The 19,625-nt window shown below is 65.0% G+C and carries 20 protein-coding genes; 7 read left to right on the forward strand and 13 right to left on the reverse strand.

The features are described 5' to 3' along the window. The first annotated feature begins 4 nt into the window (after window positions 1–4). Together BGP02_RS06590 and BGP02_RS06595 are read left to right on the forward strand one after the other, a co-directional pair. The gene (locus tag BGP02_RS06590) at window positions 5–388 is read left to right on the forward strand and encodes a phage holin family protein (RefSeq protein WP_017231662.1); all 384 of its coding nucleotides are present in this window, start codon (window positions 5–7) and stop codon (window positions 386–388) included. 13 nt (window positions 389–401) lie between these two features. Further along, a complete protein-coding gene (locus BGP02_RS06595) occupies window positions 402–920 on the forward strand; it encodes a DUF3318 domain-containing protein (RefSeq protein ID WP_286798233.1) in 519 nt (172 codons plus the stop codon). Between the two features lie 100 nt (window positions 921–1,020). Here BGP02_RS06595 and BGP02_RS06600 read toward each other — a convergent pair whose 3' ends face one another. The 7 genes from BGP02_RS06600 to BGP02_RS06630 form a co-directional block, all read right to left on the reverse strand. Next, on the reverse strand, window positions 1,021–1,548 hold the full coding sequence (locus tag BGP02_RS06600) for a GspH/FimT family protein (protein WP_286798234.1): 528 nt from the start codon (window positions 1,546–1,548) through the stop codon (window positions 1,021–1,023). Then, on the reverse strand, window positions 1,538–2,191 hold the full coding sequence (locus BGP02_RS06605; RefSeq protein WP_286798235.1) for a hypothetical protein: 654 nt from the start codon (window positions 2,189–2,191) through the stop codon (window positions 1,538–1,540). The genes BGP02_RS06600 and BGP02_RS06605 overlap by 11 nt, the downstream gene beginning before the upstream one ends. Then, entirely contained in the window at window positions 2,170–3,123 is a 954-nt protein-coding gene (locus BGP02_RS06610) for a PilW family protein (protein WP_286798236.1), read from the reverse strand. Before BGP02_RS06610 ends, BGP02_RS06605 begins: the two co-directional genes overlap by 22 nt. Window positions 3,124–3,805: 682 nt before the next feature. Then, entirely contained in the window at window positions 3,806–4,063 is a 258-nt protein-coding gene (locus BGP02_RS06615) for an acyl-CoA-binding protein (protein WP_017231656.1), read from the reverse strand. Between the two features lie 315 nt (window positions 4,064–4,378). Next, complete coding sequence (gene adeC / locus BGP02_RS06620; RefSeq protein ID WP_017231655.1) at window positions 4,379–5,869, reverse strand: AdeC/AdeK/OprM family multidrug efflux complex outer membrane factor; 1,491 nt, start codon at window positions 5,867–5,869, stop codon at window positions 4,379–4,381. Window positions 5,870–5,872: 3 nt separating this feature from the next. Next, window positions 5,873–9,052: an efflux RND transporter permease subunit gene (locus BGP02_RS06625; RefSeq protein ID WP_017231654.1), complete on the reverse strand. Its 3,180-nt coding sequence runs from the start codon at window positions 9,050–9,052 to the stop codon at window positions 5,873–5,875. A gap of 15 nt (window positions 9,053–9,067) precedes the next feature. Continuing rightward, on the reverse strand, window positions 9,068–10,279 hold the full coding sequence (locus BGP02_RS06630) for an efflux RND transporter periplasmic adaptor subunit (protein ID WP_026131539.1): 1,212 nt from the start codon (window positions 10,277–10,279) through the stop codon (window positions 9,068–9,070). Window positions 10,280–10,763: 484 nt separating this feature from the next. Between BGP02_RS06630 and BGP02_RS06635 the strand changes: the two genes are divergently transcribed. The 4 genes from BGP02_RS06635 to modC all read left to right on the forward strand — a co-directional run bounded on the left by BGP02_RS06635 (window position 10,764) and on the right by modC (window position 14,383). Further along, window positions 10,764–11,426 carry a TetR family transcriptional regulator gene (locus BGP02_RS06635; protein ID WP_026131538.1) on the forward strand — a complete coding sequence of 221 codons (663 nt, stop codon included), beginning with the start codon at window positions 10,764–10,766 and terminating at the stop codon, window positions 11,424–11,426. A gap of 318 nt (window positions 11,427–11,744) precedes the next feature. After that, window positions 11,745–12,569: a molybdate ABC transporter substrate-binding protein gene (gene modA, locus BGP02_RS06640; protein ID WP_232424484.1), complete on the forward strand. Its 825-nt coding sequence runs from the start codon at window positions 11,745–11,747 to the stop codon at window positions 12,567–12,569. Window positions 12,570–12,588: 19 nt separating this feature from the next. Continuing rightward, window positions 12,589–13,287, forward strand: a complete 699-nt coding sequence (gene modB, locus BGP02_RS06645) for a molybdate ABC transporter permease subunit (protein WP_017231650.1) — start codon at window positions 12,589–12,591, stop codon at window positions 13,285–13,287. Further along, window positions 13,277–14,383, forward strand: coding sequence for a molybdenum ABC transporter ATP-binding protein (gene modC / locus BGP02_RS06650; protein WP_017231649.1), 1,107 nt, complete (start codon window positions 13,277–13,279; stop codon window positions 14,381–14,383). Before modB ends, modC begins: the two co-directional genes overlap by 11 nt. A 113-nt stretch (window positions 14,384–14,496) precedes the next feature. Here the strand turns inward: modC and BGP02_RS06655 are convergent, their stop codons facing one another. From BGP02_RS06655 to BGP02_RS06675, 5 genes are all read right to left on the reverse strand, one after another. Continuing rightward, entirely contained in the window at window positions 14,497–14,790 is a 294-nt protein-coding gene (locus tag BGP02_RS06655) for a hypothetical protein (RefSeq protein ID WP_017231648.1), read from the reverse strand. Window positions 14,791–14,871: 81 nt separating this feature from the next. Then, window positions 14,872–15,690, reverse strand: coding sequence for a molybdopterin-dependent oxidoreductase (locus BGP02_RS06660; RefSeq protein WP_017231647.1), 819 nt, complete (start codon window positions 15,688–15,690; stop codon window positions 14,872–14,874). Between the two features lie 29 nt (window positions 15,691–15,719). Continuing rightward, on the reverse strand, window positions 15,720–16,355 hold the full coding sequence (locus tag BGP02_RS06665; RefSeq protein ID WP_286798237.1) for a cytochrome b/b6 domain-containing protein: 636 nt from the start codon (window positions 16,353–16,355) through the stop codon (window positions 15,720–15,722). Between the two features lie 109 nt (window positions 16,356–16,464). Then, window positions 16,465–16,989 carry a winged helix-turn-helix domain-containing protein gene (locus BGP02_RS22330; RefSeq protein WP_353744094.1) on the reverse strand — a complete coding sequence of 175 codons (525 nt, stop codon included), beginning with the start codon at window positions 16,987–16,989 and terminating at the stop codon, window positions 16,465–16,467. Next, window positions 16,979–17,596: an SRPBCC family protein gene (locus tag BGP02_RS06675; protein WP_150563472.1), complete on the reverse strand. Its 618-nt coding sequence runs from the start codon at window positions 17,594–17,596 to the stop codon at window positions 16,979–16,981. The genes BGP02_RS22330 and BGP02_RS06675 overlap by 11 nt, the downstream gene beginning before the upstream one ends. A 302-nt stretch (window positions 17,597–17,898) precedes the next feature. Here BGP02_RS06675 and BGP02_RS06680 point away from each other — a divergent pair, with 302 nt between their 5' ends. After that, window positions 17,899–18,918, forward strand: coding sequence for an XdhC family protein (locus BGP02_RS06680; RefSeq protein ID WP_150563473.1), 1,020 nt, complete (start codon window positions 17,899–17,901; stop codon window positions 18,916–18,918). Between the two features lie 159 nt (window positions 18,919–19,077). Here the strand turns inward: BGP02_RS06680 and BGP02_RS06685 are convergent, their stop codons facing one another. Next, on the reverse strand, window positions 19,078–19,521 hold the full coding sequence (locus BGP02_RS06685; RefSeq protein ID WP_017231837.1) for a carboxypeptidase regulatory-like domain-containing protein: 444 nt from the start codon (window positions 19,519–19,521) through the stop codon (window positions 19,078–19,080). Between the last annotated feature and the right edge of the window lie 104 nt (window positions 19,522–19,625).

Below are 19,625 nucleotides of genomic sequence, written 5' to 3' on the forward strand. Positions count from 1 at the left end.
CCCCATGACCGACAATGATCGCACGACCCCGCCGCGGCCTTCGCTGCGGCGCCTTGCCGGTGCGTTGCTCGAGATCGTACAGTCGCGCATCGAACTGATCGGCATCGAGTTGACCGAGGAGAAGGAGCGCCTGATGGGCGTGGCTTTCCTCGGCCTGGCCGCGATGCTCTTCGGCGTGCTCGCTCTGGTGTCGCTCACCGCGCTGGTGATCGTGATTTTCTGGGACACCTACCGTCTTCAGGCCATGACCGGCATCTTTGCCGTGTATCTGGTGCTGGCGGGGTGGTGCGCCGTGCGTGCGCGCAACATTCTGCGTGATGCGCCGATGCCGTTCGAGGCCACGCTGGCCGAGTTCGAAAAGGATCGCGACGCGCTGCGTCCGGACTGAAGGAGATCTGCCCGTGCCGCTCGAACCGAACCGCCCTCGCCGCCCGCGACCGTCACGACGCTCGCGCCACGATCTCCTCGCCATTCGCAAGGAGCTGGTGCTCACGCGCATCGCCGTCGAGCGCGCCGAACTGATCCAGGCCGCGCACGTGACGCGCGAGCGTTTCCGCAATTTCCGTTGGGTGCGCTACCTGTTGCCGGGCGGCCTCGCGAAGTTCGCCGGGCTTGGGGGCCTCGCGAACTCCGGGCTCAAACTCGGCGGTCTGCTCGAGCGCTACCCCCTGGTCAGCTCGGTGGCCTCGCTTGCGCTCACCGGCTTGTCGCATACCCCCGTCGGACGCGTTGTTCGTCGCGGTCTCAAGTGGGGCGGCCTCGGCGTACTCGCATGGCAAGGCATCAAGCTCTGGCAGGACTCGACGAAGCCGTCAGCGCCGCAAGCCGATGAACCCAACGCGGCACACGCCACTGCCGCGTCCGCCACAAACAGCCCCCACGCCAACGCGAACGACGCCGGCATCCCCCCCGTCATGTAATGGGCACGCCCCCTTATGCCTCAGGACATGACGGCAACACCACTTCTCGACGCCACGCCCGCATGACTGCATGACTGCATGACGGCGCGCGGTCATGGCATCATCGCGGCGCGGCGGCGCACCGACGTGACATGCGGGCGCGGCCATAGGCATTGATCGTGATGCAGATGCGACGCTCGTGCCCCTCGATCCGCACCGTCCCCGAGAGCCATTTGTCGCGCTCGGTTCGTATGAAACCGCTTTCCGCGAACGCCAGCCCTTCCGTGTAGTACAGCGCCCAGTCCGCTTCGATGTGTACTCCCGGTGGCAACGGCGCATGTCGCGCCAGCAATTGATCCCCCGCGTCGAAGCGATGATTCCGATTTTCGTCCACGAACGTCACCCAGCCGCCGCTCAGCGCCCCGCCATCGTGCGGTGCTATCGCCACGCGCCGGTGGCGCGCCAGGGCTTCCGCTCGCGCGGCCTGCATCGACGCCAGGAAGGCGCGCGCCGTGATATCGACCCCCACGCGGCGGCGAACGGCCTCGATGGAAGGCGCGACCGCCAGCAGCGCCACGGCAAGCACCGCCACCGCGACAACACACTCCAGCGGCGTGATGCCCGACATCGCCCGCGGATCATGATGCATCGCAAGACTCACGCTGAGCGCCGTGCGTGGACTTTCCCACGGCATCGTCGTGCCACGTCACCACCTCGCGCCAACTCAATGCGCGCGACGAATACGACGAACGCGAAGCATCCGATCCGCGTCCCCCACCGGGACGAACCTCCTGCTCGCGACGACGAACCTCATAGATCGCCTGCAGGTAGACACGCGTCCCGGGCAAGTCGCCACATCCCATCGCACTGACCCGATAGCGTCGCACCGACGCATCGCGCTTTGCTGCGTCGTCGGTCCAATAGGCGGACAACGCGATTCGCTCGATGAAGTAGCTTGCCTTATGCCGTTTGACGACCGCTCCACTGCCACTCCACTCGACTGTCCGCCATCGCGGCACGCGTTTTGGATACCAGACGTCGCCCCGATGGCTCGCCGCCAGCACCCCATTCGGCCCGGCGTCGAACGCCGACATGCTCGCGATCTCCGCGGCCTGTGCGCCGTCGGTAAGCCAGTCGCGCGCCTCGGCAAGCGCCTTGTCGGCTGCGGCAAACGCCCCGACACGATCGTTCGTGTACGCGACGAAACGGTTCGCCAATTGGCGATGCTGCATGCCGGAGGCGGCCAGTGCCATCAGGGCGGCCAACCACATCACAATGAAGACGCCAACCATTCGGCCTCCTCCCCCACGCCACCGTCGTTGCGACGATAGGCCACCGCATTGAACACATGTAAATGGACGTCGCCAGCGTTGCCCAGTCGCTTGAACTCACGACCGCCGGTCGCCGCGTCGAACACTTCGATCACGCTCACTGCCCGCGGCTTGCCACCGCGACGCGGCGCCCCGCGCATCACCAACGAAAACGCGACCGCCGCCACGTTCTCCCATCCCCGCTCGCCGGCCGGCGGGCGCGCGGGTCGGTTCCGCATCCGCGTGCCCGGCGCGACCCAACGCAAGCCCCCGGCCCCTCGGTCACGCAACCCCAATCGGATGTACATGGCCTCCACCCCCATGACCAGCACTTCCGGGCGGCGCAGATCGGTCGCCGTCGCCTGACGCTCACCGTAGCGGCAGTAAAGCGAGGGAATCGCGTCTTCTCCCTTGTCCACATAGAAGATGCTGAGTTGACGTTCGTCCAGCCGTCCCGTGGCTTTCACGCGGTACCCGCCGCAATTGTGCACAGCCCCATTGCCCAGCAAAAAGCCCGCCCCGTGAAATTGCACCTCCAGCAGCGCACTGCCCTGCCATCCGAACCGCGAACAGTTGTCGGCCGTGAGCGCACACTCGGCGCCGACACGCAGCGACGGCCAGTCTCTCACCCCTTGCCCGGGCAATCGGATCGCGCCTTCCATCGGGTCCCAGTTTCGATATCCGGCCATACCAACGGCACGCGTGAGCTGTGTCAGCGCGAAGATGGCACGCTCGTTGACGTCGTATCGCTCGGCCTGCACTCGCCACAAGCGAATGCCCGCGAGATAGATCGCCGTCGCCGCCATGACGACCAGCAAGCCCAGCGGCATCGCCAGTACCACCTCGAGCAACGTGAAGCCAGTCATGCGACGTTTGCGCCAGCCATCGCCCCAGTCGCCGCGCGGCGCGCTCATGGTTGACCGAGAGCGAGCCACGCATCGCCCGCCGCTGGGGGTCGCGACAGTGCCGCCCCCGGGGCTGGCAAGGCCATCATCGTCACGTTCGGCGTCGATGCGAGTTCGGCAGATGACATTCCCCCGGCGGCCTGCCATCGTGCAAAGCCCTGCGCACCGGCCGTCAGCGCCAGCACGGCAAACATGACGTCGAGCAGTGTCGCGCCCCGTGCCAATGCCCTGCGCCGCACACCGCACTGCGGCCGCCCCTTCATCGGCGCCTGCCTCGGTGGCACCGAGGCGGGCGGTGTCCAGGGCTGCGCTCCCCGCCGCCGGCTTCGGCCCGCGTCGAACGGCGGCATACCGTGACCTCGCCGCGAGCGCGTCCGGGCGCGATGGGTCAACGCATCGCGAAGCGTATGCCGGTCGGTCAAGCGCATGGGGTGTCGGCGATCCTGTCTCATGGTTCGATACCTCGTCTCGTTGATGACGCGTCCATCGTCGCGCACGGTCGACGAAACGCCAATCGGACACCGCCGCAAAACCCGCCCCGTCATGCGCCACCTCACTGCTCATACGCAACGCATGCCCGCCATCACGCAAACGCCCATAAAAAAACGGCGACCGAAGTCGCCGTCTGTTGGCGCGTCGTACCGAGGGGACTCTACGCCGCTTCATCGCGTCATTGCCGCCCCCGGCAACCTTATCCCTTCAACTCATCGACAAGTGCGACATACGCTTCCTGTGCCTCTTCTTTCGACTTGCCCTTGAGCATCTCCCAGGCGTCGAACTTGGCACGCCCGACAAAATCCGTGATGCCGGGACGCGCACCGGACACGTCGCCTTCCGTGCCTTGTTTGAAGAGCGCGTAGATCCGCAGCAACGTGAAATTGTCGGGGCGCTCGGGCAGCGCCTTGGATTGGGCTACGGCCTCGTCGAAGCGCGTTTGAAGATCGCTCATGGTGTCTCTCCCTGGAAAAACGGTCAGCTTATAAGTGCCCCGCGCGTCGCGTCGGCAACGTCATGCAAACGCTCGCGTCGACGCTCGGGGTGTTGCGAATACAACGCGAACTAGGATATCGACGAAGCGGTATGCCAGGTAGGGGCGAGCGTAGAACCCAGCGTCTAAACCTCTCGGGAACTGAGCTTGTTTACCGCGAAACACGACGCCCGAACGTAAAACGCCCGGCGTATTGCCGGGCGTCTCGATCGTCAAACCTTGCACCGTCGCGAGACATTTGCGCCAATCACGCCGCGCGCCTGCCTCGCGACACGATCACGATGCGGGTGCCGCCGGTGCCGATGCCGCCCCCGCGCTGGCCGGTGCGGTGTGCTCTTCCCAACCGCCTCCGAGCGCCTTGTACAGCGTAACGAGGTTGGTCCAGCGCGACAGACGCGTCGCGATCAGTGTCTGCTGCGCCGCATACAGCGAGCGTTGCGAGACGAGCGCGTTCAGGTAACTATCCACGCCATTGCGATACCGCAGGTCCGAGAGCTTGTAGCTCTCGTCGCTCGCCTTGACGAGTGACTCCTGCGCGGCGATTTGATCGTCGAGCGTGCCGCGTGCGGCCAGCCCGTCGGACACTTCGCGGAACGCCGTCTGAATCGCCTTCTCGTAGTTGGCGATCTCGATGCGCTTTTTCACCTTGGCCAGATCGAGATTGGCCAGATTCTGCCCGCCCGCGAAAATCGGCAGCGTGATGGTCGGTGCGAACGACCATGCGCCCTGCCCGCCCTTGAACAGATTGCCCAGCGACGCGCTCGCCGTCCCCGCGCTCGCCGTGAGCGAGATCGACGGGAAGAACGCGGCACGCGCCGCGCCGATGTTAGCGTTGGCGCCCTTGAGCGTGTGCTCGGCCGCCGTCACGTCAGGGCGACGCAGCAGCAAATCGGACGGCAGCCCGGCGGGGAGATCGGTGAGCAGGCCTTGCCCGTCGAGCGGACGTCCCGGCGGTAAGTCCGCCGGTAACGGCTGACCGATGAGCAGCGCGAGCGCGTTCTCGTCCTGCGCGACCTGGCGCGTGTACTGCGCCAGATTCGCCCGCGCCGCATCGACCGGCGTTTGCGCCTGTCGCAGATCGAGCCCCGAGGCCGTCCCCACGTCGAAGCTACGCTTGGTCAGCTGATACGACGACTCCTGGCTCTTGAGCGTGTCGGCCGTCAGTTTGAGCAGATCCTGATCGGCCAACCAGGTGAGGTAGGCCGTCGCCACTTCCGAGATCAGCGTGATGTGGGCCGTCTTGGCCGTGTCCTCGCTGGCCAGATACGTCTCCAATGCCTGATCCTTCAGGCTCTGGATACGACCGAACAGATCGAGTTCGTATGACGTAAAGCCTACGCCTACCTGGTAGCTGCGGCTGATGCTGGCCCGCCCGGAGGACGTCAGGTCCCCCGGCGTGCGCTGAACCGACCCCTGCCCTGCCACCCCCACCGAGGGCAGCAACGCGGAACGCTGGATCTGATACTGCGCACGCGCGGCTTCGACGTTGAGCATCGAGACGCGCAGATCGCGGTTGTTCTGCAGCGCGATCTCAATCAACTTCTGCAGGCGGGGATCGGTAAAGAAATCGCGCCAGCCCAAATCGGCCGCCGCCACGCTACTGCTGCCCGCGGTGCCGTTCTGGTTTGCCGCGCCAGGCGTCTTGTAGGCCGGACCAGTGGGGAACGTCGTGGCGACCGGCGCCTCGGGCCGCTCATAATGCGGCGCCAGGGTACAGCCTGCCAGGGACGCTGCCGCCAAGGCAATCGACAATGCTTTGTGCTTCATAGCTCAGTTTCCTTCCTTGGCGGGGCCTTCGGTGGCGTCCGGGTTCGGCTTGCGCGCTTCCGGATGCTCCACGGTGTCCAGGTCTTCATGCGCGAAGCGCTTGCGCACCAGCACGAAGAAGACGGGCACGTAGTAGATCGCAAGGAACGTCGCCGCCAGCATACCGCCGATCACGCCCGTCCCGATCGCGTGCTGCGAAGCCGAGCCCGCGCCGTTGGAGATCGCCAGCGGCAACACGCCGAGCACGAACGCCATTGACGTCATCAGAATCGGTCGCAGACGCAGGCGCACCGCCTCCATCGTCGCTTCCATCAGGGTGCGGCCCTGCTCCTGGAGGTCCTTGGCGAATTCCACGATCAGAATCGCGTTCTTCGCCGACAGCCCCACCGTGGTCAGCAGACCCACCTGGAAGTATACGTCGTTGGACAAGCCACGCAGGGTCGCGGCGAGCAACGCCCCCAACACCCCCAAGGGCACCACCAGAATCACCGAGAACGGGATCGACCAGCTTTCGTACAAGGCCGCCAGACACAGGAACACGATCAGGATCGAAATGGCGTAGAGCGCCGGCGCCTGCGAGCCGGAGATGCGCTCTTCGAACGACAGCCCCGTCCACTCCAGACCGATACCCGTCGGGAGTTGCTTCGCAATTTCCTCGATCGCCTTCATGGCGTCGCCCGACGACTTGCCCGGTGCCGGCATGCCCTGAATTTCCACGGCAGGCACCCCGTTGTAGCGCTCCAGACGCGGCGAGCCATAAATCCACTGCCCCGTGGCGAAGGCCGAGAACGGCACCATGGCCCCGCTCGAATTACGGACGTAAAGTTTGTTGATGTCCTGCGGCAGCATGCGATCCTTCGCTTCCGCCATCACGTACACCTTCTTCACGCGACCGCGATCGATAAAGTCGTTCACGTACGACGACCCCCAGGACGCCGAGAGCGTGGAGTACACATCGGCAATCGACAGCCCCAGCGCGGCGGCCTTTTCTTCGTCGACGTCCACCTTGTACTGCGGCGTATCGTCGAGTCCGTTCGGACGCATGTTCGCAAGGTTCGGGTTCTTCGCCGCCATGCCCAGCAACTGATTACGGGCGGCCATGAGCGCGTCGTGGCCGAGACCCGCGCGATCCTGCAACTCGAAGTCGATACCGCCTGCGTTACCGAGTTCCGGCACCGACGGCGGGTTGATCGCGAAGACCATCGCGTCCTTCATGCCGGCGAACGCCCGGTACGCCCGTGCGATGACCGACTGCACCTTGAGATCGGCCGACTGACGCTCATCCCACGGCTTCATCATCGTGAACGCGAGACCCACGTTCTGACCGCGGCCGTTGAAGCCGAAGCCCGTCACCGTGAAGATCGAACGCACGGCGTCCTTTTCATTCTCCAGATAGTGCTTCTCGACCTGCTTCATCACGTCGAGCGTACGCTCCTGCGTCGCGCCCGGCGGCAATTGCACGAGGTTGAAGAAGTAGCCCTGGTCTTCGTCAGGCAAGAACGCGGTCGGCATACGCACGAACAGGAAGCCCACGACGGCCACGATCACCACGTAGACGATCAGGAACGGCGTGCTGCGCTTGAGAATGCGCTCCACCTGGCTCTGGTACTTTTTCGAGCTGTTGTCGAACGTGCGGTTGAACCAGCCGAAGAAGCCGCGCTTCTCATGCACTTCGCCCTTCTTGATGGGCTTGAGAATCGTGGCGCACATCGCCGGCGTGAGCACGATGGCCACGAGCACCGACAGCGCCATGGCCGCCACGATGGTCAGCGAGAACTGGCGATAGATGGCGCCGGTCGAGCCGCCGAAGAACGCCATCGGCACGAACACCGCCGAGAGCACGAGCGCCACCCCCACCAGCGCACCGACGATCTGGCTCATGGCCTTTTTCGTCGCTTCCTTCGGACTCAGCCCCTCTTCGGACATCACCCGCTCGACGTTTTCCACCACCACGATCGCATCGTCCACCAACAAACCGATGGCGAGCACCAGCCCGAACATCGACAGCGTGTTGATGGAGAAACCCGCCGCGCCCATGATGCCGAACGTACCGAGCAACACCACCGGCACGGCAATCGTCGGAATGATCGTCGCCCGCAGGTTCTGCAGGAACAGATACATCACGAGGAACACGAGCACGATACCTTCGATGAGGGTCTTGATCACTTCCTCGATCGAGATCTTCACGAACGGCGTGGTGTCGTACGGGAAGTCGGCCTTCATGCCCGTCGGGAAGTACTGTGCGAGGTCCGCCACCTTCTGCTTGACCGCCGTGGCCGTTTGCAGCGCGTTGGCGCCCGTGGCCAGCGTGACCGCGAGACCCGCCGCCGGCTTGCCGTTATAGCGCGCGACCACCTGGTACGATTCACCGCCCAGCTCCACGCGAGCGACATCGCCCAGACGCACTTGCGAGCCGTCCTTGTTGACCTTGAGCAGGATCTGGCGGAACTGCTCCGGCGTCTGCAAGCGGCTCTGCGCCATCACCGTGGCGTTGAGCTGCTGGCCCTTCACCGCCGGCGCGCCCCCCAGCTCGCCCGCCGAGACCTGCACGTTCTGCGCCTGGATGGCGCTCGAGACGTCGAGGATCGTCAGGTTGTAGCCGTTGAGCTTCTGCGGATCGACCCACACACGCATGGCGTACTGCGCACCGAAGAGCTGGACCTGACCGACGCCGTTCACACGGCTGATCGGATCCTGCACGTTGGCGGCCAGATAGTTCGCGAGGTCGATGTCGGTCAGTTTGCCGTCGTCGGAATACGCGCCGATCACCAGCAGGAAGTTCTTGGTCGCCTTGGCGACCTTGATGCCCTGCTGCTGCACCTGCTGCGGAAGCAGCGGCGTGGCGAGTTGCAGCTTGTTCTGCACCTGCACCTGCGCGATGTCCGGATTCGTGCCTTGCGCGAAGGTCAGCGTGATCTGAGCGGTACCCGAGCCGTCGGAGGTCGACGACATGTACTCGAGGTTGTCGATACCGTTCATCTGCTGCTCGATCACCTGCGTGACCGTATCCTGCACGGTCTGTGCGGAAGCGCCCGGATAAACGGCAGTGATCTGAACGGACGGCGGGGCGATCGGCGGGTACTGCGAAACCGGCAGCTTCAGGATCGAAAGCGCACCGGCAAGCATAATGACGATCGCGATCACCCAAGCAAAGATCGGGCGATCGATAAAAAACTTTGCCATGAAAGAGGCTCCGCGTTATTGAGCTTTGGCGCCCGAGGCGGGGGCGGCCGCTGCCGGTGCACTGGCACCTGCAGGCGCCTCAGCCCCCGGCAACTGCGCCGGAACCGCCTTCGCCGGCGCGCCCGGGCGCACCTTTTGAAGACCCGACACGATCACCTGATCGCCGGCGGCCAGACCCGCACTCACCAGCCACATGTTGCCGATCGCGCGATCGGTGACAAGCTGACGCAACTCGACCTTGCCTTCCTTGTTCACGATCAGTGCCGTCGGCTGGCCCTTCTGATCACGCGTGACCCCCTGCTGCGGCACGAGCAGACCGCCCTCCTTCACGCCTTCCTGCAGCTTCGCGTGCACGAACATGCCGGGCAACAACTCGCGGTTCGGGTTCGGGAAGATGGCACGCACGGTCACCGAGCCGGTCGTCTGATCGACGGTAATGTCGGAGAACTGCAGCTTGCCTTCGAGCGGGTACGTCGTGCCGTCTTCCAGGGTCAGTTCCACCTTGGCGGCGTTCTTGCCCGCGCTTTGCAGCTTGCCCTCGGCCAGCGCACGACGCAGGCGCAACCCTTGCGCCGCCGATTGCGTCACGTCCACATACATCGGATCGATCTGCTGAACGGTCGTCATCAGCGTGGCGGCCCCTGCCTGCACGTAGGCGCCTTCCGTGACCTGCGACAACCCTGTGCGGCCCGAAATCGGCGCCGGCACGTCGGTGTAGCCGAGGTTGATCTTCGCCGTGTCGACGGCCGCCTTGCCGGCCTGCACTTCGGCGTCGGCTTGCAGCGATGCGGCAACGGCGTTGTCGTAATCCTGCTTGGACACCGCCTCGACGGCCACGAGTTGCTTGTAGCGATCGGCCAGCAGTTTCGTCGACGCCTGATTCGCCACGGCCTTCGCCAGCGTTGCCTTGGCGTTTTCATACGCGGCCTGATACGTGGCCGGATCGATCTTGTACAGACGCTGGCCCGCCTTGACGTCACCGCCTTCGGTGAAATCGCGCTTGAGCACGATGCCGTCGACGCGCGCGCGAACATCGGCCACGCGGAAGGGCGAGGTGCGTCCGGGCAGGTCGGTCGTCAGCGTTACGTTCTGGGATTGCAGCGTCACGACGCCGACTTCCGGCACCATGGCCTGCGGCGGCGGCGGCTTCTTGCCGCATGCTGCCAAGGCCAACACCGCGAGTGCGACGGCAGTGACCATCCCCAGTGAACTTCTCTTGACGTGCATATACGCCCCCGATAAATGGAATGCGGTCAAACAAAATGACAAGTACGTTGCGTACGATTGCGGCGGCAAAGGCCCGTCCGCAATCCCGTCGCGCAGAGGCGGGTCGGAAGTGCCTGAGGCCCGGAATGCGGGCCCCCGGAGACAGGCCCGGAAGGCGGCCAAGAAGACGTCCCCGGCGCGGCGAACCGCGCGCGCTGGCACTCATGTGAGATCGTCGAACAGGCTCCGGGGCCCCGGCGGGTGAGCAGGCGAATCCTGCCCTAAACCGCGCGGCGCGCCCCGGTCAATTCGCTCCCTGGGATCAGTGAGGTGTTTCCCTTAGACGAAGGAGCTTAAATGTTCCCTGTGCAATAGAGCAAGCGGCTGCTATTATAGATACATTCATGAATGTATGTAAATCATATTGCGTCGCATCAATGTGCGGCGCTCGTTACGTTTCATTCCACTGCATTTCGCAAATTTCCGCCGCCCCTGTGACACGACGATGGCCCGCAGAACCAAAGAGGAAGCGATCGAGACCCGTAATCTGTTGCTAGACACCGCCGAGACGGTGTTTGCACAGAAAGGGGTATCGCGTACGTCGCTCGCCGACATCGCCGAGGCCGCCGGCCTGACCCGCGGCGCCATTTATTGGCACTTCAAGAACAAGATCGACCTGTTTAACGCCATGACGGATCGCATCCGTCTGCCGATGGAACGCATGATCGACGAGGAATGCACGGAGCCCCAGGACGGTGACCCGATGGCGCGCATGCACGAGATCTGCAAGCTCGTGCTCAGGGAGACGGCGCGTAATGAGCGCCGCCGTCGCGTGCTCGACATTCTGTTTCACAAGTGCGAATACACCAACGAGATGCTGTCGGTGCTCGAACGTCAGCGCGAAGCGTGCGCCGACGGCAAGCAGCGCATCATGCGAGATATGGAACGCGCGATCGAGCGCGGTCAACTCCCCCAGGCGCTCGACACGCGCCGCGCAGCGATCATGTTGCACGCGCTCGTGGTCGGCATGATGTCGGACTGGCTCTTCCTGCCCGACTACGACCTCGGCGTGGAGTGCGATGCCGTGGTCGACGGCTTCTTCGACATGCTGCGCACGAGCCCCGCGATGTTGCGCGCCGGCAGCGAGCCGCCGCCGAGCGCCGCCTGACGAACGTCTACGCACCTCTAGGCGCGCTTACACGCCCTTACGCTGCCTTACCCCCCCATACGTGCCTTTGCGCGCCTATGTGTGCCTTTTGCCCGCCCCAAAGGTCTCTCGCGCGCCCTACGAGGGTCATCTGAGCACCGTGATACGGCGTATACCTGTACAGCGTCGCAGCGTTATATATAATCCTACATAACGCGTTGCGCACCTTGCGCGACCAGTGGTCCGGCCTCGCTGCCGGACTGCATTCATGAGCCGGCTCACGGCGACATTCGCCGAATACCGAGTCAGCCGAGCCAACCTAAGCTGGAGACCACGTTCGTGAAAGCTGTCGTTACTGTCGTAATCGCTCGCCGCAAGTCCCACGCTCCGTACAAAGCCGCCACGATGTTGCACCGCGCACTGGGCGTCGCCATCGTTGGCGCAAGCCTGTTGTTTGCCGGCCACGCGGCGGCTCAGCAAGTGTATGCTGCCGCCAGTATGAAAAACGCGCTCGACGATGTCTCGGCTGCCTACACAAAGGAAACCGGCAAGACACCGGTGCTCGTCTACGGCGCCAGCTCGACGTTGGCTCGTCAAATCGAGAAAGGCGCCCCTGCCGATGTATTCATTTCGGCCGACCAGGACTGGATGGACTACGCGCAGAAGCACGATCTGATCGACACGAGCACGCGTCACAACTTGCTCGGCAACGCGCTCGTGCTGATCGCCCCGGCCGCGACCACGGGCAACGTCGATCTGACGCCGGGCGCCACCGACCTCGACACCAGGCTCGGCAGCGGCAAGCTCGCGATGGGCGACCCCGCGCACGTACCGGCGGGTCTCTATGGCAAGGCTGCACTCGAGAAGCTCGGGCTCTGGCCGAAGGTGCAAGGCAAGGTCGCGGCCGCCGACAACGTGCGTAACGCGCTGTTGCTGGTCGCACGTGGCGAAGCGCCCTACGGCATCGTCTACAAGACCGACGCCAACGCCGAGAAGCGCGTGCGCATCGCCGGCACGTTCCCGCCCGACAGCCATGCCCCGATCGTCTACCCGGTGGCGGTGACGAAGCAGGCCAACCGCGCCGACGCGGATCCGTTCTACCGATTCCTGCAAACGCCGGCCGCCCAGGCCACGTTCCAGCGCTTCGGCTTCACCCGCCCGTGAATTCGCCCGCCCATCCTTCATGAACCTCACCCCGCAAGAATGGGGCATCGTTGAACTGAGCCTGCGCGTCGGCCTGTGGGGCACGCTGTGCAGCCTGCCCCTCGCCTACGCGGCTGCCTGGCTGCTCGCACGCCGGCAGTTCCCCGGCAAAGCGCTGCTCGATGCCCTGCTGCATTTGCCGCTCGTGCTGCCGCCGGTGGTCGTCGGCTTCGCGCTGCTCGTGCTGTTCGGCACACAGGGCGCCATCGGCAAGCTGCTGCACGAATGGTTTCATTTCACCTTCGCGTTTCGCTGGACAGGCGCGGCGCTGGCCGCGGGCGTGATGGGATTCCCGCTGCTCGTGCGCGCCATCCGACAAGCGCTCGACGCGGCCGACACAAAACTCGAACAGGCAGCACAGACGCTTGGCGCAGGCCCCTGGCTCACCTTTCTGACGGTGACCTTGCCGCTCACCGCGACCGGCGCATTGCACGGCTTCGTGCTCGCGTTCGCGCGCGCACTGGGCGAGTTCGGCGCAACGATCACGTTCGTCTCGAACATTCCCGGACAAACGCAGACGCTGCCGCTGGCGATCTACACGGCCACGCAGGTGCCCGACGGCGACGCCATGGTCTGGCGCCTGTGCGCTATCTCGGTCGTGCTGGCGGTCGCCACACTGATCGGCTCCGAGGTGCTGATCCGCTTCGGCCACCGCAAGGCGCTCGGTCATGACGGTTGAAGTGCGACTCCAGCATCGCTTCGGCGATTTCTCGCTCGATGCCGAGTTCGCCGCGGGCATGGGCGTGACGGCGCTGTTCGGGCCATCGGGCAGCGGCAAGAGCACGGTCGTCAATGCCGTGTCCGGCCTGCTCAAGCCCGATGCCGGTCGCATCGTCGTCGGCAACGACATCTTGTTCGACAGCAGCGCAGACGTCGCGCTGCCGACATGGCGCCGGCGCATCGGCTACGTGTTTCAGGACGCGCGCCTGTTGCCGCATCTGACCGTGCGTCAGAATCTGCTGTTCGGCCGCTGGATGCGACGCCGCGATATCGCCGCCGCCGGTACCGGTGCGATTGCGCTTGCACACGTGGTCGACGTGCTGAATCTGGGGCACTTGCTGGGCCGTCGCCCGGGCGCGCTCTCCGGTGGCGAGAAGCAGCGTGTGGGGATTGGCCGTGCGCTGTTGTCGTGCCCGCGCCTGCTGCTCATGGATGAGCCACTCGCCTCGCTCGACCACGCGCGGCGTCTCGAAGTGCTCGACTACCTCAATCGCATCCGTCACGAGTTGGCGCTGCCGGTGCTCTACGTCACCCATTCGCTCGACGAAGTGATGCGACTGGCCGATCAGGTCGTGTTGTTCAAGGACGGCCGCACGATCTCTCAAGGGGCGCCGGCCGACGTGCTCAATCTGCATCGCGACGCGCTCGACAGCACCGCGGAGTCCCCGGGTACCGTGCTGGAGACACGCATCGTCGCGCATGATGCCCGCTACGGCCTGACCGAGCTGGCCGTGAACGGCAGCGACACGGTTCGGCTGCGTGTTCCGCGCGCCAGCGGCGAGGCGGGCGACGCCTGCCGGATTCTCGTGCGCGAGCGCGACGTCGCCATCGCCACGTCGCCGCCGCTCGACATCAGCGTGCTGAACGTGCTGGCCGCACGCGTGGCGACGCTGCGCGACCTGGGCGATTCGGTGGAAGTCGGTGCCACACTGCTCGGCGACAAGGCCGGGACCGTGCTGCGCGCCCGCATCACACGCTTCTCTGCCGACCAATTGCATCTGGCGCCGGGCCGCGAGGTGTACCTGCTCATCAAATCAGTCGCCCTGACGCGCTGATGCGCCCAAGCTTGGCAATGACGCGGCGCAATCGTCGCGCCAAAACGACGCAAGGCGTCGCCACGTACATTCGGGGCGACGCCTTGTCGGCTTGTCGTGCTACGCCAGTTGGCTTACTGGGTCTTGCCCATCGCGTCGCCTTTTTCCTTCTTCCCCATGGCATCGGATTTGCTCATCGCACCGCCCTTCGACATGGCGTCGTGCTTGCCCATCGCGTCGCCCTTGGACATCTTCCCGCTCTTGTCCATGTCCTTGCTCATGGCGTCGCCTTTGCTCATCGCATCGCCTTTGCTCATCGCGCCGCCCTTGGACATCGCATCGCCTTTGCTCATCGCGTCCTGCGCGAACGCGGCGCCGGTGCCGAGTGCCAATCCCATCGTCATGACCGCCAGATATCGCATTTTCATTGCCGTAGTCCTCAAAGAGTGAGTGAGCCTTGCCGGAGCGTCACGCAAGTGCTCCGTCAATCATGCAGTCGAGCGGTTGCGTCAACTGCCGCCGAACCAGTTGTAGCCCTGGTCCTCCCAATACCCGCCCGGATACGTGTTGGTCACGAAAATCGCGCGGATATGCTTGGGATTCTTGTAGCCGAGCTTCGTGGGAATCCGCAGCTTCATCGGAAATCCGTATTCCCTGGGTAGCGTCTGGCCGTCATAGGTCAGCGCGAGCAGCGTCTGCGGATGCAGCGCCGTCGGCATATCGATGCTCGTGTAGTAGTCGTCGGCGCATTTGAAGCCGACGTAGCGTGCCGTGGTGTCCGCACCGATACGACGCAGAAAGTCGGCGAACGTCACCCCGCCCCAGCGGCCAATGGCGCTCCAGCCCTCCACGCACACGTGACGCGTGATTTGTTCGGCCGCGCGCGGGGCGGCGAAACGGCGCAAGGCGTCAAGCGGCCAAGGGGCCTTGTCCGCGATGAGACCGGACAACTCCAGTTGGTAATCGCTTTCCTCGACGACGGGCGCTTCGTCCATCGAATAGAACGCGTTGAATGGGAACGGTCGCGTGATGCGCGACGCCGGGAACGTTGGCGCCAATACATTCTGACGAAACAAGGCGGCCTGCACACGATCGTTCCATCGCGAGATCGTGTCGAGCGCCGACGAGACACCCGCGTTGTCGTCCAGCGAACAGCCCGAGAGCAGCGCCACGCCACCGAGCGACAGCGTACGCGTCAGAAACGCGCGGCGCGAGGGCTCGGCCACGCGGCGCGTCATCAGCGCACGCGCCTCATGCAGAATCGCTTCGCCGTCGCGCACGACCGGTGCGTCGGCAGGCAGGTGGCTGGGCTTTCGATCGAGGGTCATGGCAGCTCCGTGTCTTGTCGTCGGCGAACTCAGCGTCCGGTAATCATCGTGCGCAACGTGCGCGGCACCAGCGCGACCATCACGACATGAATCGCGACGAATGCCACCAGGCCCGCCATCGCGAGAAAATGCACCCAGCGCGCCCCCTGGAATCCGCCAAACAGCGCGCAGAGCCAGCCAAGCTGCACAGGCTTCCAGATCGCGAGTCCCGACGCCACGAGCAACACGAGGTCGAGCACCGCGAACAGATACGCGATACGTTGAACCTGGTTGTACTGATGGGGATCGTCGTGGGCGAGTCGGCCACGCAGTGCGGCGAACGCGTCGCGCACCACACCGCGCAACGTCAACGGAAAGAAGCGACGCGACAGGCGTCCGCTCGACACATTGAAGAGCAGATAGACGAGCCCGTTGGCCGCCAGCAGCCACATCGCGGCAAAATGCCACCGCAGCGCACCGCCCAGCCAGCCGCCCAGCGTGAGTTCGTTGGGAAAACGAAAGCCGAAGATCGGCGACGCGTTGTAGATCCGCCAGCCGCTCGTGACCATCGCGAGGACGGCCAACGCATTCAGCCAATGGGTGACGCGCAGCCAACCCGGCTGGACCGGACCGGTTCGCACGGGGGGCAGTGCGGCGGGCGGCACGGATTTCGTCAAGGGTGACATGGAGACCTCCATCGCTGGGTTTGCGTCGATGGAGCCAGTGTCACTTCAAGACGGTGACGAAGTCCTCACGGAGAAATAACGTTTTCGTGATACTCGGCGAGTCCGGGCATCAAGGGCGATGCGACGGTACCGATTCGGTCTCCGGGTCATCCGCCGTGCCGCTTCTGAGATACGCGTCGAACGTCGGCACGTGGGCGTCGAGCAGCAGACGGATCTCATTGATGAGCGTGTCGTAGTGCGCCGCGAGGTTCTGCGCGAACGGCGTGAGCTGCGCGCCGCCCCCGGCCACACCGCCAATATGTCGGGTGACGAGAGGCTCCCGGAATTCGTGATTCATCGCTTCGACGAGCAGCCACGCACGCCGGTACGACATGCCCATGCGGCGTGCGGCGGCGGAAATCGACCCCGTCGCTTCGATGGCCCGCAGCAACGCCAGGCGCCCGGGCCCGAACACTGGCGTATCGCCATCACGCACGCGCACGCGCACGTCGTAGCCCGCCTCGCCGGCCGGCGCCGGCACTTTCCCCACGGCTTCCAGTGCCTCCAGCGCCGCAACCGTCGCCCGCCGCCTGCGCGCGGGCGAGTCCCCGGCGGGCGCGACTTCCCCCTTGCCTCGACGACGCTCAACTGGCATGGCCGCCCCACAGGAAGACGACGATCAGAATGAGCGCCGCCACGGCCCACGGCCACCAGCGTGCCAGCCTGCCGCGCGTGGCCGGCATATCGCGCAGCGCGGCATCGGTTGCGAGTGCGGCGGCCACTTCGCCGTCGGCGGCAGTCGGGGGATACGTTGCGGCATGCGGGGCAATGGCCGCCGTCAGCCGCGCGAGGCATTCGTCAACGAGCTTGCGGGCGGCCACCTGCGCCTGGGGCGTGTCCAGATGCGCGGACTCGGCGCCCAGGTGCGTCGTGAGGTCATACGTCAGTAATGTGTGCATCGGTCCTTGCGCTTGCAACGTGATGGTCGCCTTGCCTCGTGTGTGTCCGGCAGCCGAGCCCAGAGCGTCGACATTCAATGTGTAGGATGTCGGCGCCGTGACGTCCGTCACCGTGATCCTGCCCGACCAACGACCGCCCAACGGACCCGACGCGACGCTCACGACGATCGTCCACGTCGTGTCGTCGAGCCGCTCGATCGACTCGCAGCCTGGGATGCACCCTTGCAGGATGCCCGGGTCGTTCAGCGCGATCCACGCGAGGTCTCGCGCCACCGGCAATTGCCGTCTGTCATGTAGCTCCATTGCCCCCTCCCCAAACGTGATGCGGTCGCTCGTCGGTCACGCGACGTCATCTCGACCTGCGAACTATTGTGACACGAGTTCCCCGCGCCAGATCACCGCCGCGACCGCTCGCCCGCAGTCCGCAGCGCACTGCAGAAGGCTTCGCAAGGTCACGGAAAGGGACGGCAAAGCGCAATATCCCGTGGGATACAGCGCAAGCCAAGGCGCGCTATACTCGGCGCATCACATCGAGCGGTGACATGACGGCGGCCCATGCCTTGGCCGATGCGCTACCGCTCGCGTATTGACCAAGGAACCGTGGGATGGACAGTGTCGATCTGGAAGTGCTGAAGTCCGCCGTACAGTGGACCCGAGCGGGCTTTTTCGTCACGCTGGGCACGGTGGTTCGCACGTGGGGCTCCGCCCCGCGTCCGGTGGGCTCGATGCTCGCGATTCGGGAGGATGGCCATTTGGTCGGCTCCGTGTCGGGCGGTTGCGTCGAGGACGACCTGATCGCCCGGCTGCGCGATGGCGACTGGCCTCAGGATCGCCCGCAACTCACCAGCTACGGCGTGACGGCCGAGGAAGCGCATCGCTTCGGACTGCCCTGCGGCGGCACCTTGCAACTGGTGCTGGAGCCGGTGCGCGACGCCTCGCGCATTCCGGAACTGCTCGACGCCATCTCGCGATTCCGCCTCGTCGTGCGCGAACTCGACATGACCTCCGGTGCGGTGCGCATCGCCCCCGGGCACCATACCCCGCCGCTCGAATTCGACGGCGTGCGCCTCATCACCTCGCACGGCCCGCGCCATCGGCTCGTGGTGATCGGTGCCGGGCAACTCTCGAAGTACGTTGCGAGCATGGCGTGCGCACTCGACTATCACGTGATCGTTTGCGACCCGCGCAGCGAATACGCAGACGAATGGCACGTGGCCGGCACCGAACTTTCTCGCGAGATGCCGGACGACCTCATCGTGCAGCGTCAACTCGACTCGCACAGCGCTGTTCTTACGCTCACGCACGACCCGAAGCTCGACGACATGGCGTTGCTCGAAGCGCTCAAGTCGCCGGCGTTCTACATCGGCGCCATCGGCTCGCGGGTGAACAACGCGCGACGCCGCGAACGGCTGTCGCTGTTCGATCTGAGTTCGGCGGAAATCGAACGGTTGCACGGGCCGGTCGGCATGCATCTGGGTGCGCGCACCCCGGCAGAGATCGCCGTGGCCATTCTCGCCGAGATGACAGCGATCAAAAACGGCATCGCCGTCAAACAAACGTTCGCCGTGCGTGCGACCGACGAGCCCATCGTCGACAACGCCTCGGTGTGCCGCGGCATGGTTTGACCGTCGACGCGTGCCCCGCGCTGATCGCCCGCCTCCACTCTCCATTGAACAAAAAAACGCCGCCTTTCGGCGGCGCAACTCGCTCACTCGTTGCTACGGAGTACTACCTGGGTTACCTCGTCTTCCGTGACGCTTTACCCGACACGACCGATCGGCACATCAGTCATGCGGCCACAGAAACGTTACCGCTGCATGCCCCTTCGCGGGCACCTTCACATTCTTAGTCATCGGCTTGCCGTCGTACGTCGCCTTCACGGTGTAACTGCCTTGCGGCAGCTTCACTAGCATGAACGGCCCTTTCGCGCGTGCATCGAGTACCGTCTTGCTACCGCGCATGATCTGCACCTGGGCGTCGGCGATGTACTCGTTCGCGCCGTCGCCGCGAGCCGCCATCTCGATGGACAGCGGCCAGTGAGACGCTTCGCGTTTGAAGGCCCCCGATTGATCGCTGTCGATACCGCCCGAGACGTAGGTCACGTCGCCCTGCTGCATCGACGGCGGCAGCATGCCGCCCTGCGCATGCGCCACCGATATGCCAAGCCCTCCGACCAATGCCGCAGCCGTCGCGGCTGCCATCGACCAGCGTTGCCATTGTTGCCCCATGTTCGACCTCCCGTTCATGACATCACGATGCAGGATCGCACCGGTGGCGCGGCAGCCGTGAAGCCATCGCTGCCGAGCACCGGCACACAAGGTAGTGCGTGGCA

Source organism: Pandoraea sp. 64-18 (genome assembly GCF_001899225.1).
In the GTDB taxonomy this organism is placed as follows: domain Bacteria; phylum Pseudomonadota; class Gammaproteobacteria; order Burkholderiales; family Burkholderiaceae; genus Pandoraea; species Pandoraea cepalis.